General features: G+C 61.2%; 11 protein-coding genes, 3 other RNA genes and 2 pseudogenes. 5 read left to right on the top strand and 11 right to left on the bottom strand.

Going from position 1 to position 17282, the window contains the following annotated elements; translation table 11 throughout:
- Both ACCQ06_RS02560 and glgA read right to left on the bottom strand, forming a co-directional pair.
- A complete protein-coding gene (locus ACCQ06_RS02560) occupies positions 1-2235 on the bottom strand; it encodes a 1,4-alpha-glucan branching enzyme (protein WP_316690045.1) in 2235 nt (744 codons plus the stop codon).
- On the bottom strand, positions 2232-3815 hold the full coding sequence (gene glgA, locus ACCQ06_RS02555) for a glycogen synthase GlgA (RefSeq protein WP_316690044.1): 1584 nt from the start codon (positions 3813-3815) through the stop codon (positions 2232-2234). Before glgA ends, ACCQ06_RS02560 begins: the two co-directional genes overlap by 4 nt.
- A 485-nt stretch (positions 3816-4300) precedes the next feature.
- Between glgA and ACCQ06_RS02550 the strand changes: the two genes are divergently transcribed.
- Positions 4301-5929, top strand: a complete 1629-nt coding sequence (locus tag ACCQ06_RS02550; RefSeq protein WP_316690043.1) for a diguanylate cyclase — start codon at positions 4301-4303, stop codon at positions 5927-5929.
- Positions 5930-5974: 45 nt separating this feature from the next.
- Positions 5975-6051: non-coding RNA, sX9 sRNA (locus ACCQ06_RS02545), on the top strand.
- Positions 6052-6055: 4 nt separating this feature from the next.
- On the opposite strand, the gene ACCQ06_RS02540 is transcribed toward ACCQ06_RS02545, so the two are convergent.
- The gene (locus tag ACCQ06_RS02540; RefSeq protein WP_228322897.1) at positions 6056-7432 is read right to left on the bottom strand and encodes a glycoside hydrolase family 10-like protein; all 1377 of its coding nucleotides are present in this window, start codon (positions 7430-7432) and stop codon (positions 6056-6058) included.
- A 255-nt stretch (positions 7433-7687) separates the two neighbouring features.
- Here ACCQ06_RS02540 and ACCQ06_RS02535 point away from each other — a divergent pair.
- Positions 7688-7764: non-coding RNA, sX9 sRNA (locus ACCQ06_RS02535), on the top strand.
- A 14-nt stretch (positions 7765-7778) separates the two neighbouring features.
- Here the strand turns inward: ACCQ06_RS02535 and ACCQ06_RS02530 are convergent.
- The 3 genes and pseudogenes from ACCQ06_RS02530 to ACCQ06_RS02520 all read right to left on the bottom strand — a co-directional run.
- A pseudogene (locus ACCQ06_RS02530) lies at positions 7779-7907 on the bottom strand (DUF808 domain-containing protein); the annotation flags it as partial.
- Positions 7908-8237: 330 nt separating this feature from the next.
- The gene (locus tag ACCQ06_RS02525) at positions 8238-8453 is read right to left on the bottom strand and encodes a hypothetical protein (protein WP_316690042.1); all 216 of its coding nucleotides are present in this window, start codon (positions 8451-8453) and stop codon (positions 8238-8240) included.
- A 338-nt stretch (positions 8454-8791) separates the two neighbouring features.
- Positions 8792-9289, bottom strand: coding sequence for a hypothetical protein (locus tag ACCQ06_RS02520; RefSeq protein ID WP_316690041.1), 498 nt, complete (start codon positions 9287-9289; stop codon positions 8792-8794).
- Between the two features lie 525 nt (positions 9290-9814).
- Here ACCQ06_RS02520 and ACCQ06_RS02515 point away from each other — a divergent pair.
- Positions 9815-11029: an IS4 family transposase gene (locus ACCQ06_RS02515; protein ID WP_316686182.1), complete on the top strand. Its 1215-nt coding sequence runs from the start codon at positions 9815-9817 to the stop codon at positions 11027-11029.
- Between the two features lie 14 nt (positions 11030-11043).
- On the opposite strand, the gene ACCQ06_RS02510 is transcribed toward ACCQ06_RS02515, so the two are convergent.
- Both ACCQ06_RS02510 and ACCQ06_RS02505 read right to left on the bottom strand, forming a co-directional pair.
- Positions 11044-11682: an RHS repeat-associated core domain-containing protein gene (locus tag ACCQ06_RS02510; RefSeq protein WP_316690040.1), complete on the bottom strand. Its 639-nt coding sequence runs from the start codon at positions 11680-11682 to the stop codon at positions 11044-11046.
- Positions 11683-12249: 567 nt separating this feature from the next.
- The gene (locus tag ACCQ06_RS02505) at positions 12250-12657 is read right to left on the bottom strand and encodes a hypothetical protein (RefSeq protein ID WP_316690037.1); all 408 of its coding nucleotides are present in this window, start codon (positions 12655-12657) and stop codon (positions 12250-12252) included.
- 165 nt (positions 12658-12822) lie between these two features.
- Here ACCQ06_RS02505 and ACCQ06_RS02500 point away from each other — a divergent pair.
- Positions 12823-12898, top strand: a non-coding RNA gene (locus tag ACCQ06_RS02500) — sX9 sRNA.
- A 116-nt stretch (positions 12899-13014) separates the two neighbouring features.
- On the opposite strand, the pseudogene ACCQ06_RS02495 reads toward ACCQ06_RS02500, so the two are convergent.
- From ACCQ06_RS02495 to ACCQ06_RS02485, 3 genes and pseudogenes are all read right to left on the bottom strand, one after another.
- A pseudogene (locus ACCQ06_RS02495) lies at positions 13015-13464 on the bottom strand (RHS repeat-associated core domain-containing protein); the annotation flags it as partial.
- 30 nt (positions 13465-13494) lie between these two features.
- Positions 13495-14133 carry a HEAT repeat domain-containing protein gene (locus tag ACCQ06_RS02490; protein ID WP_316690036.1) on the bottom strand — a complete coding sequence of 213 codons (639 nt, stop codon included), beginning with the start codon at positions 14131-14133 and terminating at the stop codon, positions 13495-13497.
- Positions 14130-17252 (bottom strand): RHS repeat-associated core domain-containing protein, encoded by a 3123-nt coding sequence (locus ACCQ06_RS02485; RefSeq protein ID WP_316690035.1) that lies wholly within the window; start codon positions 17250-17252, stop codon positions 14130-14132. Before ACCQ06_RS02485 ends, ACCQ06_RS02490 begins: the two co-directional genes overlap by 4 nt.
- Positions 17253-17282 lie beyond the last annotated feature (30 nt).

Below are 17282 nucleotides of genomic sequence, written 5' to 3'. Positions count from 1 at the left end.
TTATTTCTCCGCTTGCAGGTAGATCGTGGCCAGCGGCGGCAGGGTCAGGCGCAGACGTTGCGTATGCCCATGCATGCCCATCGGCTCGGTCGCAAGAGGACCGCTGTTGCCGAGGTTGCTGCCGCCGTAGTGGGCACTGTCGGTATTGAGGATTTCGCGCCAGATGCCGGCACGCGGCACTCCCACGCGGTAGTCGTGCTGCGGTTGCGGGGTGAGGTTGCTCACCGCCAGCAACGGCGGCGCACCGCCTTCGGGATCGTGACGAATGAAGGCCAGCACGCTGTTGCGTGCGTCGTCGGCCACGCTCCAATCGAACCCCTCGGCGCGATGCGTGCCGCGATACAGCGCCGGCACGCGGCGCAAGGTGGCATTGAGATCGCCCACCAGTTGCTGCACGCCGCGATGCGGCGCGCCGTCGAGCAGATGCCAGTCCAACGACTGGTCGTGATTCCAGTCGCGCCACTGGCCGAATTCGGCGCCCATGAAAAGCAGTTTGTCGCCCGGATGCGCCCACATCAGCGCCAGGTAGGCGCGCAGGTTGGCGAAGCGGCGCCAGTCGTCGCCCGGCATCTGCCCAAGCAGGCCGCCGGTGCGATGCACCACTTCGTCGTGCGAGAGCGGCAGCACGAAGCGTTCGGAGAACGCGTACACCAGGCCGAAGGTGAGCTGGCTGTGGTGCTGCGCACGCTCGGCCGGATCGCGCTGCATGTAGCTCAGCGTGTCGTGCATCCAGCCCATGTTCCATTTGTGGGTAAAGCCCAGACCGCCATCGCTGATCGGCGCGGTCACGCCAGGCCAGGCGGTGGATTCTTCGGCAATGGTCAGCACGCCCGGATGGCGCGCGGCAATCTCACGGTTGAGCTGGCGCAGGAACGCCACCGCCTCCAGATTCTCGCGGCCGCCGTGCGCGTTGGGCACCCACTCGCCTTCGGCACGGCCGTAATCGCGGTAGAGCATCGAGGCCACCGCATCCACGCGCAGGCCGTCGAGGTGGTAATGGTCGATCCACTCCAGCGCGCTGCCCAACAGGTAGGCGGTCACTTCCGGGCGGCCGTAGTTGTAGATCAGCGTATTCCAGTCGCGATGCATGCCTTCGCGCGGGTCGGCATGCTCGTACAGCGCGGCGCCATCGAACTGCGCCAGGCCGTGCGCATCGTCGGGGAAGTGCGCGCTGACCCAATCCAGGATCACGCCGATGCCGGCACGGTGGCAGGCATCGACGAACTGCGCAAAGCCATCCGGGCTGCCGTGCCGCGCAGTCGGCGCATACAGGCCCAGCGGCTGGTAGCCCCACGATCCGCCAAACGGGTGCTCGGTGATCGGCAGCAACTCGAGATGGGTGAAGCCCAGTTCCTGCACGTAGGGGATCAGCTGCTCGGCCAGGGTGGTCCAGTCCAGCGGCTGGTTGTGGCCATCGCGGCGCCACGAGGCGGCGTGCACCTCGTAGATGGACATCGGCGCCGGCAATGCCTGCACCGCACGCTTGCCCATCCACTCTGCATCGGTCCACGCAAACGCAGCGCCGCCGGGCACCACCGAGGCGGTGGCCGGCGGCAGCTCGCTCTGGCGTGCGACCGGATCGGCCTTGAGCAGCACACGGCCGTCGTCGGCGGTGATCGCGTATTTGTAGCGGGCGCCCGCTTCCACGCGCGGCAGGAACAGCTCCCAGAAGCCGCCCAGACGCTGACGCATGGGATGCCGCCGCGCCTCCCAGCCATTGAAGTCGCCCACCACCGCCACGCGCTGGGCGTGTGGCGCCCAGACCGCAAAGCGCACGCCCGGCACATCGCCGCAGCGCAGATGCTGTGCGCCCAGCGCGCTGCGCAACGCCTGCCCGTCGCCGGCGGCGATCTGCAGCAGCAGCGACTCGTCCAGGGTGGGGGCGAACGCGTACGGGTCTTCGATCTCCTGCACCACGTCCGGCCAGACGATGCGCAGCCGATACGGGCCATCGACCGCCAGCTCGCCTTCGAATACGCCATCGACCGCGCCGGCCTGCATGCGCGCCAGCAACTTGCCGCGTGGATCGATCAGGCCCATCGCCTCGGCGCCAGGTGCCAGCACCCGAACACGGCGGCGGCCATCGGCCTGCAGATGCGGGCCCAGCACCGCGAACGCGTCGGTGGGCGCTCCGTCGGCCAGCGCCTGCAAGGCAAGCGCGCTATCAGACACTCCTTCCGTGGTCACAGCCTCGCCTTCCGTTCCCTGCCCTTGCACGCCCAACCGTTCGCTCATGACACCGTCGCAAGCGCAGGTGCGGTTGCGGCGGTGCGTTCGTAAAGGGACAGATACTTCTTGCCGGCCACATCCCAGCCGCTGGGCCGCAGCATGGCCGCGCGGCGCATCGCCGACAGCAGGCTGGGCAAGCGGAACGTGCGGAACGCGCGTTCCAGGCAGCGGCGCAGGGCCTCCACGCTGGCGTGCTGGAACAGGAAGCCGGTCACGCCGTCGTCCACGGTGTCGATCAGCCCGCCGGTGGCGTGTGCGATCGGCAGGCAGCCGAAGCGCTGCGCGTACATCTGGCTCAGCCCGCAAGGCTCGAAGCGCGACGGCATCAGCAGGAAGTCCGCACCGGCGAACATGCGCCGCGCCAGGCCTTCCTGGAAGCCGATGAAGGCACCGACCTGGCCGGGATACCGGCGGGTCAGCTCGGCCACCTGTTGTTCGATCTCCGGCTCGCCACCGCCGATCACGGCGATCTGGCCGCCGGCCGCCACGATCTGCGGGGCCACCTCGCAGATCAGGTCCAGGCCCTTCTGATGCACCAGCCGCGACACCACCGCAAACAACGGCCCGGTGCTGTCGCGCAGCCCGAAGGCCTTGCGCACCTGGGCGGCATTGGCCTGCCGGCCCTGCCACTGGTTCACGCTGAAGTGCGCATCCAGGTGGGCGTCGGTGCGCGGGTCCCAGCTGGCGTCGATGCCGTTGACGATGCCGGTCAGCGCGCCCTTGGCGGCGCGGCCGGCCAGCAGCCGGTCCAGCCCGCAGCCTTGCGCCGGGCCGGTGATCTGCTTGGCATAGCTGATGCTGACGGTGTTGACGTGGTCGGCATTGACGATGCCGCCACGCAGGAACGACATCTGCCCGTAGAACTCCAGCTCGGCCACCCGCTCGGCCGGGATGCCCAGTGCCGAGGCCATCGAATACGGCACCAGGCCCTGGTAGGCCAGGTTGTGGATGGTCAACAGGCACGGGGTGGTGCCGCCGGACCAGCGCACGTAGCCGGCTGCCAGCGCGCACGGCCAGTCGTTGAGATGCAGCAGGCGCGGCTTCCAGCCCAGGCCGGCATGACCGGCGGCAATCTGCGCGGCGGCATGCGACAAGGTGGCGAAGCGGATCGCGTTGTCTTCGAACTCCGAACCGCTGGTGCTCACATACGGCGAGCCGTCGCGCTCGAACAGTTCCTTGGACAGCAGGATGTAGATCGGCAGGCCATCGGACTGCACGATGCGGCCAATGTCGCAGGCCGGCAGCGCGGCATGCGCCAACACGCGGCCCACGATCTCCACCTTGCCGGCGCGCTCGAGCACCGCCCGATACCCGGGGATCAACACACGCACGTCGTAGCGGTGGCGCAGCGCGCGCGGCAATGCCGCCGCGACATCGCCCAGACCGCCGGCCTTGATGAAGTCGGCCATCTCCGACACCACGAACAATGCACCGCGCGTATCGGCCAGCGACACCGGCAATCGCTCGTGATGGCGAATGAACCGCCCGCGTGCATCACGCGGCCGCCCGCTCTTCTTCAGCGTGGGGATCATCGTGCTGCGCTCTAGGCGTGCAGTGTTGGCGTGAAGCGGCATCGTGGCAACCATCTAAACGTCCGTCGTAAAGTGGGTGGAGACGGAAAACGGCGAAGCGAAAACCATCGTCTGCCGATGTGGCCAGACGACATGCTGCGAATGAGGAGCTAGAACGACGCGCGTACTCCACGTCGTCCTTGGTGATGAATCTACACCCCGTACAAATAAAATATGCGTGAACATGTCCTGACTTTTCTGCGACAGCCCACATTCCTTTACGCACAATTGCGCATGTCTACAGGCATAAGCGATGCATTGCAGTGCGATGACATCCCCGCATCGGTGCATTGGCACTGAGATGCACCGAATGCGGGAGAGTGCGGCTGCGTTCGTTGTCATCTGTGTAACTTGTTCATGACAGCATTCGTGTGCTGTCGCGCAGCGTGACGGCGCGATTGGATGCATGCTGTGGAGTGCGCCATACGGTCCGGTCTGCTCAAGCGACCCGTGCGCGCGCCGATAACCAGCGATAGCACGTCGACCTTTCGAGACCTGGCATGACCGACCAGCCTGACCTTCCAAGCCGCCCGCGTGGCGGGCTGCGCCGTCTGTTGCCCTGGGGCGGCACGGACACCGCGCGCCCGGTCGCTGCGCTGCCGAGCGTGCGCGGCAGTGCGCATGCCGCGCCGGGGCTGGCGGCACATCAGCTGGTTCCCGCCAAGACCAAGTCCGGCGCGCACGATCCGGCGGCCGCCACCGCGCTGCTCATTCGCTTGTTTTCGCATGCCGCGCATCCCGAAGCGCTGTTGCTGGCGTTCGCCGAAGGCATCGCCAGCCTGCATGGCGAGCTCGGCGACATGGGCGTGCGCCTGAGCGCGGCCTACGCGGCCGGCGACTGGCCAGGCTACGGCCGCACCCTGCGCCAGCTGATCGACAAATACATCCGCACCATCGATATCGGCGACTCGATCGCCGAAGGCCGCACCGAAGCCGAACAGTTACGCGACCTGCTGCGGCATTCGCTGGGCAACGCCCTGGCCACCTTGCTGCAACGCAGCCCCGAACTGGCTGAAGAAGCCCAGACCCTGGCATCGGCACTGCGCCACTGGCGCCCCGGGCATGAGCTGATCACGCTGGAGCAGCGGCTGCGCGAGCTCAGCCATCAGATCGGTCTGCGCGCCGACGATGCCAGCGAACAACAGAACCTGTTGCTGGGTTTGTTCGACCTATTACTGGAGAACGTCGGCGAACTCCTGGACGATCGCAGCTGGTTGCAGGGCCAGATCTCGGTGGTACGGCAGCTGTTGGCCGGGCCGCTGGACGTGGAATCGATCGAACAGGCGCGCGGCACCCTGCGCGAGGTGATCTACAAGCAGGGCCTGCTCAAGCAGGGCATTGCCGATTCCAAAAGCGCCATGCGCGAAATGATGGTGTCCTTCGTCGACCGGCTCGACGGCATGGCCACCAGCACCGGCGAATACCACGACCGCGTTGCCGGCTATTCGCAGGCGATCGGCGAGGCTCGCAGCATTCCCGACCTCAATCGCCTGCTGCAGGACGTGCTGCAGGACACCGCCGGGGTCCAGGCCCAGGCGCTGGCCGCGCGCGACGAACTGCTGTCCGCACGCCGCCAGGTCGAAGACGCCGAACAACGCATCGCCTCGCTCGAACAGGAACTCAACGCAGTCGCCGGACTGGTGCGCGAAGACCAGCTGACCGGCGCGCTCAACCGACGCGGCTTCGAAGAACTGTTCCAGCGCGAAGCGGTGCGCACCCAACGCAGCGGCCAGCCGCTGTGCGTGGCAATGCTGGACCTGGACGACTTCCGTCGCCTCAACGAGGAGCACGGCCACGCCGGCGGCGACGCCGCGCTGCGCCACACCGTCGAGGTGGCCAAGGCGGTGTTGCGCACCACCGATGCCATTGCCCGCTTCGGCGGCGAGGAATTCGTGCTGCTGCTGCCGGACTCAACCATCTTCGAAGCCAGCGCGGCGGTCATCCGACTGCAACGCGCCCTGGCGCAGCGCTCCTTGCTGCACGAGGACGTACGGATCTTCATCAGCTTCAGCGCAGGCGTGGCGCTGCGCCATACCGACGAAACCCAGGACGAGCTGGTCCGCCGCGCCGACCGCGCTATGTACGACGCCAAGGCCGCGGGCAAGAATCGGGTGGTCAGCGCCGATTAGAGCCGCTGACAGAACGCCCGTGCTCACCGCCAGCTCAGTGCGAGCATGGTCCACGCGTAGACGCCGGTTCTGAGCGCGACGTCCACACCCGGCCGACAACTGCTCGCTACGTTTTGTGGGCCGCTCTTAGCCCCCTTGCCACCGCAGCTTCAGGTAATCCACGACCTGCGCGGTCTGGGGCATGGCAAGGAATCCGTGGCGAAACAGCATGCATCCGCGTATCTGCGGCAAGGCAGCGTTGAGGTCCAACTGGCGGGCGATCTCAGGGACACCGCCTGCAACGGCCCAGTCCGGCTCCAATGCATTGGCGAGACCCACCTTGTATAACGCCATGCCGATGTAGAGCTGCACACGCCCGTTGCCCACGGTGTCGGCCCACCACCGCGCAATGGTGTCGTAACGCACGATTTGCCGTGCAAACGGCCAATAGATCTGCGGCACGATGTAATCGACGAGTTCTTCGCGCACCCAGCGTCGGGTATCGGCGTAAGCGACATCGAACGAGGGCGCGCCTGCCTGCGTGTCCGAGCCCAGCGGATCGTCCTGCCGATTGCGCCACACGCCTGCCGGGCTGACCCCGAAGGCCACGCGCGGCCGGATCGCACGAATGGTCCTGCCCACATCGCGCATCAATCGATAGGTGTTGTTGCGCCGCCAATCGCCCTTGTCTGCGAAGCCTGCTCCATGGCGCGCGTAGGTCTGTGCGTCGTCCAGTGGCGACTGGGCGGTTTCGCTGTAGAAATAATCGTCGAACTGCACACCATCCACGTCGTAACGGACAATCAGTTCCGCAACAACGGCACAGATCCAGCGGCGGACGGCGGGAATGCCTGGATCAAGCACCAGCCGGTTGGCGGCCACGCCCACCCACTCGGGACGATGCGCATACACGCTGGGCGGGGAATCGCCCGATGGAGTGGTCAACATCTCCAGTGTGGCCTGACTGATGTCGGTCGACACCCGGTAAGGATTGAGCCAGGCATGGACCTGGATGCCACGTGCGTGTGCGTGGTGGAGCAGGAACGCCAATGGATCGAAACCGGGGTCTTTCCCGAGCACGCCCGTCAGCACCGGCGACCACGGCAGAATCGCCGATCGGTAAAGCGCATCGGCACATGGCTTGACCTGGAAGACCAGCGTATTGAGATGCAGCGCTTCGGCTTGGTCGAGAATCGTCAGCAATTCCTGCTGCTGGACCATGACACGCGCAACCGGATCAGTCATCCGGGAGGACGCCGCACTTGGCCAATCGAGATTGAGCACACTCGCCACCCAGGTGGCCCGCATCGGCCCGCGTGTGGGCAGCGCGGCGTGCACCGGTGCGCCGGCCATGCTCGCCGCGATTGCCGCAGCTCCCAACCCCAGGAAGCGTCTGCGCCCGATTGCCGAGCACGCGCTGATTGATGCAACGTGCGCGTAGTCGTCCACCTGCACTGCGTCTACCTGCGTGGCTGCGGGCGAAGAACCGCCTGCACTGCCGAGACCCTCGATCATCTTCTGCATGCTGCGCTCCCACCTGATGTCTGCCAGTACGCGCCGGCCAGGCCGGCCAGGCTGCCGTCAGTGCCACCGCAGGCAGCGACGCAACCTGCACCTCGCACCCACGGCGTTCAAGCAGGTTAGCAAGCGTCACGCGCCAGGCGCAGGCGTGTGATCGCCAGCGTGCACGCCAGTTCGCTTGTCGCCTCAGCGACCAAGAGCGGCTAACAAAACCACTGTGCTCACCGCCCGGTGGATGCGGCCGGTACTCGGTGCGGCATGGTCCACGCGTACCCTCCGGTTCTGAGCACGCCGTCCACACCCACCTGACGATTGCTCGCTACGGTTTGTTCGCCGCTCCAGGGCAAGATCAGTGCGCGGCCTTGTTCCCGCGCAGCTTCTGGAACCCGGTGACCGCTCCCAGCACCACCGCACCGGCGACCACGCCGACCACCATGTTGCCCAGCGCGTCGACCAGCCAGCCCAGGCTCCAGCTCGTCCAGCCTTCGGTTCCTTCGCTGATCAACAGCCTGCGACGGTTGTATTGGTAGGTGTTGACCACCGTCTTGCCGCCACCGTCGGTAGTGGTGGTCTCGATCTGGGCGGGCAGGCCGTCGGGCGTGTAGGTCCAGCGCTGATCGCCGTTCTTGTCGGGAAGGACAGCCAGGACAAGCGGTTGCGCGCATCGTAGGTCCGCAGCACCACACGTCCGGAGGCCACTGCCTCTTCGCGGTTGCAGGCCTGCGCATCCGGCAACGGCTACCTGCTGGCAGTACAGAGTAGTCCAGAATTTTCATTCCTCACAACTTTGTGAGTGCCGTCTTATTACTCATATACCATTTCCTTTCGCCACATCCAATCCTTCAACTTTATCTACTATAAAAACAACACCTCCACCCTGGGCTCGATGATCAACCAAAACCCCAGATACATTAGCCCTTATCTCAACATTACTTCCCGGGGGCCACTGCCTGTATCCCGATTCGACCAAATTTTTTCCATTTTCTGAGTCACGGACTTTTTCTGGAATTTCAACGGAAAGCATTTCCGCCGAATCATCACAGTCATAAAGTGAAATACCATGCCTATCACTTCCAATACAAGCATCAAAAAAATCCGTCTTCCCATACTGCGATCTGGATTTTTTTTCACGTTGGCCACCCGACTAGTTCGCCCTAGATTGTCGCAACCAGAAATCAGAATAGTGGCCATAATTAAACTTGCTTGGATAGACTTTAAATTCATGGCACACATCTCCCCGAAGCACAGGTTGCATTTACTGACTGCATCGTCTGATTTTCAATTTCAGCATCATTAGTTCCGCCACTTATAGACCATAGGCCACACGGGGAATTAGCACTTAAGTAATTATAAAATGCATCGCTATTCACATCTTATACCCATAACTACAGAGTTTATGTAACGATCACGGATTGTCTGCTGACTTTGGACTAGGGCGAGTAATTCAGCCACCTCACTGACCGCCTGCTTCCCGGCAGTGGAGGCATATATAAACATAGCTGGCTCATAATATCTCAATTTACGGCGCATCAGCCCATAACACTCTTCAATATCGAATTTTTCACCCAATTCGGCCCACGCAATGTACTTCGCCCAAAATTGAAATTCCGGCTCATCATAAAAATTTGACAATGAGCCATTCAACATCTCTGCCAGCCTATTTCCTGCAACACGCACAAAATCCGGTGACAATCCATTTGAGGAGGAAAAACCATAGTCAGTTGACTGCCAGTACAGGACTAAAAGATTAATGTATGCATTTAAATTTCCCGAACACTCTTTCAGGATTATCTCATAGGAATCAGCAGCCTTGACAACCTCATTGGCACGCTCAAACTCCATCACTTCATTAAGCGTCATTTTACTGCTCCTGCTGCGTTAACACCCGCGCTCATGATTTCACCGTTACGAACGGTGACCCATATTTGCCGCCCACTTCGAGCACTGAATGTGTATGCTGAAACACCAGCATCAGCAGCCTGCTGAGTTATTATACCTGCTTGGACAGCATCGACTCGAAGGTAACTGGGATTTGAAGATACCGCTCTGAAAATTTGAGAAAATCTCCCTGAGACGAGATGGTCGTAGGGTTAACATGCCCGGCTGCAAATCTAAAAATATGCCCTGCTCGGGCCCAGTTGAAAGCAGCGCCTGCAGGAACAGGTAAAAACTTTAATCCTGCTGCAAAAGCTCCGCCTTGAGGAGAATTAAGAAGAGGAATACCTATATCATGAGCAATAGCCCTAAAGTCGGTAACACTACCTGCACCTGAGGTTTCCCCACATTTCTTCCTGCGAGATCAAGTACTTGCTGGATCAGGATGTGGAAGAAGGTGCGCGCATGGTGCACGCTTCAAGGTGACTAAGCCAGAGAAGAGTGCCGACCATGCGCGCCAGCGAAGTATTGCAGAAGTGCCTGTCTCACTCACTCTCTGGCATGCATGCATTACGTCGACGCGCCTTGCTTGGCGCGGTTGAGGCGCTGTTGCACGGAGGCCGGCTGACCTTGATCGACATTGCACGCGCATGGCCAGGCGCGAGGCGGGTACGTGCGCCCCTCAAGGCATGCGACCGCCTGCTGCGCAATCGCACGTTGCAGGGCGAACGATCCGTGATCGAGCGGGACATGGCGCATTGGCTGCTGCGCGGCGCGCAGCCGGTGATCGTCATCGACTGGAGCGATCTAAAGCCGGACAAGTCATGGTGTCTGCTGCGCGCAGCCGTGCCGATCGGTGGGCGCACGCTCACGTTGCTGGACATGGTGGTTGCTGGGAAACAGCAAGGCTCGCCTGGTGCGGAGAAGCGTTTTCTGCAACACCTCAAGGAACTGATTCCAGACGATGTGCGTCCAATCCTGGTCACGGATGCCGGATTCCGCACGCCGTGGTTTCGCGCGGTCTCGGCGATGGGCTGGGATTGGGTCGGGCGTCTGCGCGGACGCACGCAGGTCAAGCCGCAAGACGTGCCCGATGATGCAGCGCAATGGATCGATAGCCGACGCTTGCATGGGCTGGCGTCCAACCGTGCACACGCATTGCCACCGATGCAGGCCAATCGCAGCGATCCACTCGATTGCCGTCTGGTGCTCTATGCCAAGACACCGCAGGGACGTCAGCAACGCAATCGACGCTCACCTGCCAAGGTCTCGCGCGCATCATCAAGTTTGAAAGCAGCAGCGCGTGAGCGCGAGCCGTGGCTGATCGTCGCCTCCCCACAACTGCAAGCGCCCAGCGCAAAGCAGTTGGTCAACCTGTACGCACGAAGGATGCAGATCGAGCTGGCATTTCGGGATCTGAAGTCGCATCGCTACGGTCAGGCGATGGAAGACAGCCTGACCCGTCGCGGTGAGCGCTTGCAGATCCTGTTGTTGCTCAATACGCTGGCCACCTTCGCCAGCTGGCTGGCAGGACTGGGCTGCGAAGCCACCGGCATCGCGCACTGGCTGTCGCCCCGCAACAGTCAGCGCAAGCTCTACTCGACACTGCGTGTCGGCCGCGAGGCGTTGATCCGACGTTGGCCCATGGAACCTGTCTCACGCTGGCTAGAACGCTTGCGCTCACTGCCCGACGCAGTGCGCGAGCAGATGACCCTGGTACCTTAAAAACGTGGGGATACCTAAGTACCTGCACCCGTAAACCAATTTCTTTCACCAACATTCCGATCAAACCACGTTCTTTCGCTAACTTGATTGGGAGCCGACGCTGCGGCCCCGTACGAGGTGCTTGGCGCAGCTGGAACAGCGGGTGAACGCGCTGACGTCGACTTAGTTGTCAGCCCGCCTGTACTTTTACATGTCCCTTCACTACCTGCTATACGCGAGCCGGTGCACCGTCCATCGGGATCAAAAAATCGGCAAGGATTATTTGCAGCGTACATGTATCGTTTAAACAACGCACCATTGTCCATGTCCGCATCTACCGGATCAACGCTCAGGAATCTTCCGGCATTTGCATCATAATACCGCTGCTGCATATAAATCAGCCCGGTCCCGCCATCCATCGCATGACCGGTGTAACCCATGCCATCCACGGTCTTACCGATCGCCACGCCGTAGGGTTCGTACTGGGTGCGCTCGACGACCTGGCCTGCCGCGTTGGTCATTGCCACCGGACTGCCCAGCGCATCGGTGTGCTGGTAGGTCACCGTCTCGACGCCGCCCGCGGCCTGGCGGGCGCGCAAGGCCACAACGCCGCCGGCCAGGTAGATGTAGTCGGTGTTGATGCCTTTCCTAGCGTCTTGCGTGTAGATTAGCACTCGTTCGAAAAGGGCCGGCGGCGTCTTCCGGTCTCGGTGCTGCCGATAGCGGCCGCATCGAAGAAGCGCGGGCCACAGAAGAAGCTGCGCAAGCCGCTTGAACGAATCGAAGCGCTACCGCTCGCCAGGCAACGCGCTATCACCCAAGTGCTCGACTAGGTAATGACCGGACATAAGTTAGCCGGGTTTGTCTAGTTGAAAATCATGGGATGAAATCTGGCAATGACGGTGCCGCCGCGGAACAAGCCGTAATAGTATTGATCGCCCACCTTGTTTGATCCCAGGCAATTGACCAAGCGAATCTGATCGCCAGGCCGGATTGCGGTGGCCATTGCCATCCATTCATTGTTTTCTTCGGGATTGGGATTGCCACTCAGCTTCGAGTTTTCAACCACTTCAGCCCGGCTTAGAGGTACCGAGATGGTACAGCCTGCGTACCCTAGGCGAGCAGCAACTCCTCCGGGCTCAGACTTCAATCCGGCGGGAGCAGACGCGCAGCTAACCACCGCAAAACAGAGCGCGGCGAAGGAAATCCCTCGGAATGCCTGAGAGCCCCGGCGCTTATCACTATTTGATGTCATTGGATGCCTGGTCAAAAGGTGCTTGGTGCTGTAGTTGGAAATTTGGATTAGCCCATCCGCGATTTGGTAAAGAAGCGCCCGAGTAGATCGTATGAAGGATTTCATGCCCGAACGTCTGGCCTACATCGGTCCCACTACCGTCGCTCCAGAATCTCATCGGACCATTAGAGGGGGAACCATCAGCGGTCGCAGGCACTCCGCCAACCACCGTATAGCCTGGCTCGGAATCAGGGGACGCACTTTCAGAAGCGATGACCTTGATCGATTGCATGCGACCAACGAGAGCCGCGCCACCTACTTTTTGATCAGGTATGCCAAGCCCTTCGTTTCCTTTGATCGTGACGTCGCCACCCTTGGCAGCTATCGCTTTCGCAGCGGAATACTTCGTCGTCATAGCAGCTTCGGCACGAAGGATTCGACCTCCCCGGCCAAAGACTTGGGATACCTTCCCCCCCAGTGCCGCTTCTCTGGTGACCTCTTTCCCCTTCCTGTCTCTAAGAGCCGCTAACAAAACTACTATGCAGCCGCCAGGCGGGCGCGGCCGGTGCTCGGAATCCTCATCTACCACCCGTACACTCCGGTTCCTCCGCGCCGTCCACACTCACCTGACGACTGCTCGCTACGTTTTGTTAGCCGCTCTAAATTCATCAAACGTACAACTGTCCTTCCCGTCCGCTGTTGCGCACTTCCGACCATCGGGGTCTTTGAACCGGCACGGGTTCGTGTTTGCGTACCAATAGCGATTGAAATTCGCTCCGGTACCGTTGTTCGCTGTCACCGGGTCCACGCTCAGGAACCGCCCGATCGCCGGATCATAATACCGCTGCTGCATATAAATCAGCCCGGTCCCGCCATCCATCGCATGGCCGGTATAGCCCACGCCATCCACGGTCTTACCGATCGCCGCGCCGTAGGGTTCGTACTGGGTGCGCTCGACGACCTGGCCTGCCGCGTTGGTCGTTGCCACCGGGCTACCCAGCGCATCGGTGTGCTGGTAGGTCACGGTCTCGGCGCCGCCCGCGGCCGGGCGGGCGCGTAGGGCCACCACGCTGCCGGCCAGGTAGATATAGTCGGTGCTGATGCCTTTTCTGGCGCCTTGTGAGTAGAGCAGCTGGCCCAGCTGGCTGTACAGCTGATAGTTGCAGGCCGCGCTGCCGCAGGCGATCACCCGTCGGCCGTAGGCGTACCAGTCCTTATCCATCAGATTGGTCAGGTGTTTGGCGCAGAAGCACTATTTAGACGCGGGAATGGCTTTTTGATGCCTTTCGAGGCGCCGGAAGGTCTTGATCTGCTTGCCCAGATCGGGATCGTCTCGCAACTCAAGCAGCGTCATCTTTGCCTTGGGCGATTTGGACCGGATTAGGGCGATTAAAAGCGGCGCGCGATCCATTCCGAGACTCTTGTCGCCGAGCAACCGAATCACATCGTCCAGCACCGTATCGTCCGCCGCACCACTCAAGGCAAGCGCTGCCACATACCTGATCTTCGGGGATAAATTAAGGCTGTTCTTTTCGAATATCTCTAAGAGCTGGCCCCAATCGTTGCGCGCGTGGGGCGTTGCCAATTTCCGGAGCATCTCCTCTTTGATACTGTCTGAATAATCGTGCGCCAATTGTTCGATCAATACCGGAATTGCTTTTTTGTCGAATTTACCGTCTTCCCCCAGTTCCCATATCGCATTTACTTCGACACCCGCCAAATTAAGCGCAGCCACGACAGGAGCAGACTCTTTAGCGTAGTCCTCTATCAGTTTCTTATGAGCCTCATCCTTAGCTGCCCTCATTGCAAGATAATCCTCCCACTTACCATCAGCCTTAAGTTGCGCATGATGTTCCTCGAGAGTCATCCACCCGTTTTTATTTTTATTCATGGAATTCTCCTAATTACAACATCACCTGCTACCTCTGCCTCCAGAAGCGGCTTCGAAAGATTAGCTCCAGGCCTAACATAAAGATTAAACTGGAGCCCCTGCGACTTGGCAAAGTCAACGTAGTCACGCAATTGTCTAGTATAGCTTAAAGATTGCGTATTTTTCACTTCACTTAGAGTTTTCAGGCCTCTATTTAAACCATCAGCTATTCTAAGCCTACCGTTTACAAAGAAAAACTCTTTTCCTTCAATATTATAGGAAGCACGAACCGCATCTTCGCCCATCCTACCAAGTCTGATTGCCATCAGCCCGCTTCCCGCCAACTTAAATCCGGCTCCTTCTGGCATGTCCAGCAAGGGGTACATGACGTCATGTGCGATGGCGCCGAAGTCCGTGATACTTCCGTCACCAGTCAGCCAGTTCCTGTCGGAAAAAGCAGAAACAAATCCGTTACCAGATGAAGAGGCTGCGGATGATTCGCTGCTCAAGGCATTGTTTGCATTAACAGCTCTTTTGCTCCCAATTGGAACACCTCGAATGGCCGGCCCCAGGGACCCGCCACCAGCACAGATGTTTGACCCAGTAGTCTTTTCACATCGGCCATCCGGGTCGATAAACTTGTAGGGATTGTTGGCTGCATACCAATACCGATTGATGTTCCCTCCGGTGGCCGTATCGACTGCGATCGGGTCAACGGACAAGAATCGCGGGATCGTCGGATCATAATACCGCTGCTGCATATAAATCAGCCCGGTCCCGCCATCCATCGCATGGCCGGTGTAACCCACGCCATCCACGGTCTTGCCGATCGCCGCGCCGTAGGGTTCGTACTGGGTGCGCTCGACGACCTGGCCTGCGGCGTTGGTCGTTGCCACCGGGCTACCCAGCGCATCGGTGTGCTGGTAGGTCACGGTCTCGGCGCCGCCCGCGGCCGGGCGGGCGCGCAAGGCCACGACGCTGCCGGCCAGGTAGATGTAGTCGGTGTTGATGCCTTTCCTGGCGTCTTGCGTGTAGAGCAGCTGGCCCAGCTGGCTGTACAGCTGATAGTTGCAGGCCGCACTGCCGCAGGCGATCACCCGTCGGCCGTAGCCGTCGTAGGCGTACCACTCCTTGTTCGCCACCGAGCGCAGCCGGTTGCCCTGCGAGAACGTGTAGGCCTGGCCGTTCTTGTTGGACAGGTTGCCCTGCACGTCGTAGCTCAGCCCCACTACACTGGCGCCGGTGGCGACGTTCATCAGATTGGTCAGGCGGTTGGCACCGTCGTAGTAGTACTCGTAGCTGGTATCCCCGGTGACGTGCGTGCGTAGATTGTCCTGCGCGTCGTAGGTGTAGCGATGCGCACCGGTGCCGCCGAAACTGGCCGACGCCGCCACCCGCAACCGGTCGCGTGCGTCGTACTCCATGGTGCGGCTATAACCATCGCCACGGGTCTGGTCCAGGATGGCGCTGACGTTGCCGTTGGGATCGTATTGGTACTGATACTGCTGCGCACCCGAGTCCACAACCATCGCCGGCAGCTGCCGCGCGTTCATGGCCATGCTGTGTACGACCCCGTTGCCATAAGTGAAGCGCGCAATCGCGCCATTGGGGTGATAGCCGACTCCAGTGGCATAGCCACCGACCCGCGTCGGCTGCCCGAGCGCATTCGGGGCGTAGTCCACCGATAAGCCACTTGGATACACCTGGCTGGCCAAGGCGCCGTTGGCGTCGTAGCCATAGCCCACGCTCCAGCTCGTCCAGCCTTCGGTTCCTTCGCTGATCAACAGCCTGCGACGGTTGTACTGGTAGGTGTTGACCACCGTCTTGCCGCCACCGTCGGTGGTGGTGGTCTCGATCCTGGCGGGCAGGCCGTCGGGCGTGTAGGTCCAGCGCTGATCGCCGTTCTTGTCGGGGAAGGACAGCCAGGACAAGCGATTGCGCGCATCGTAGGTGCGCAGCACCACGCGCCCGGAAGCCAAGGCCTCTTCGCGGTTGCAGGTCTGCGCATCCTGTAGCGATAGGCCGCTGGCGGTCCAGCTAATGTTGCCGGCAGCGTCGTAGTCGACCACCGTGGCGCCTGTCTCAGGTTCGATGGTCTTGCACAGCCGCTGGTACTCGTCATACACGTAGCGCCGCGCGATCGACACGGGAGGCGGCACGCGGAACGCGCCGGAATTGGCGATCAGGTTGTTTGCCGCACCGACGGGCGAAATTCCGTGGATGTAGATCAATTGGTTGGCGTAGCGCTGGCGTGCTGCCGCATCCAGCGGAATCGAAAAACGGTACGCGCCACCTTGTGCGCGGCATGCGCTGGCGACTCCGGCTTCACTCGCTTGGTTAGCAGACACAGCTGCAAAGAAAGTACCGCTGCCCGCCGGACCGCCGAGGTAGGCATGCACATCGATCGAGGCGTTGCGTCCGGTCGAGCACGCCCAGCCCATGATGGTGTAGGTATTGCCTTGACCTGCCCCCACCCCATCGATATTGCCGGTGACGACAGATTGTTCGACGTTGACCGTCAATGGCGCGGAGGTAGTCTGCTTGCCGTTGTTGTCGGTCGCACGCGCGATGATGCTGTGGTTTCCTACCGGCGCCCCTGTCCATGCGATTGCGTAAGGCGCAGTACCACTGCTTCCGATGGCAGCGCCATTGGCGAAGTAGTCGACCTGGGTAACATTGCCATCGCTATCGGAGGCATTGGCGGAAAGACCGACTGTGGCCGGCGCGAAAAACGGTGCGCCGGTCGCGGCATTCAAGGCGATGCTCGGTGGTTTCTCTCCCGCAGGCACCACGGTAACCGCAGTGGTGGGGCTTGTTTGAGCACCGCCAAGATTACTGGTTGCACGCGCGGAGAACTGGTGTGTCCCGGCCTGCACTCCGTTGACGACAAACGAAATTGCTTCCTGGTTATTCACGCGCGCGATGACAACGCCATTTTGGTAAAGCGTGATGCTGGAAACGCTTACGCCATCATCGATGGTACCGGCGGAGGCACTGACCGCAATACTGGCCGGCGCCGTCAGCATCATGCCTGGCGCTGGAGCATTCAATTGCACCCAGACGTAGGGATTTGCTTTTTGCGCATACACGGCCGAGGACAGCAGCATCCCGCCGCACCACATAATGAGAAAACGCAACATTCGGCTCGCCTTCAAAGTTTGGCTAACGCG

Source organism: Xanthomonas sp. NCPPB 4467 (assembly GCF_041475665.2).
GTDB classification, from domain to species: domain Bacteria; phylum Pseudomonadota; class Gammaproteobacteria; order Xanthomonadales; family Xanthomonadaceae; genus Xanthomonas; species Xanthomonas dyei.
Note: the sequence above shows the minus strand (reverse complement) of the source record. Positions and strands in the feature narration are given on the sequence as shown.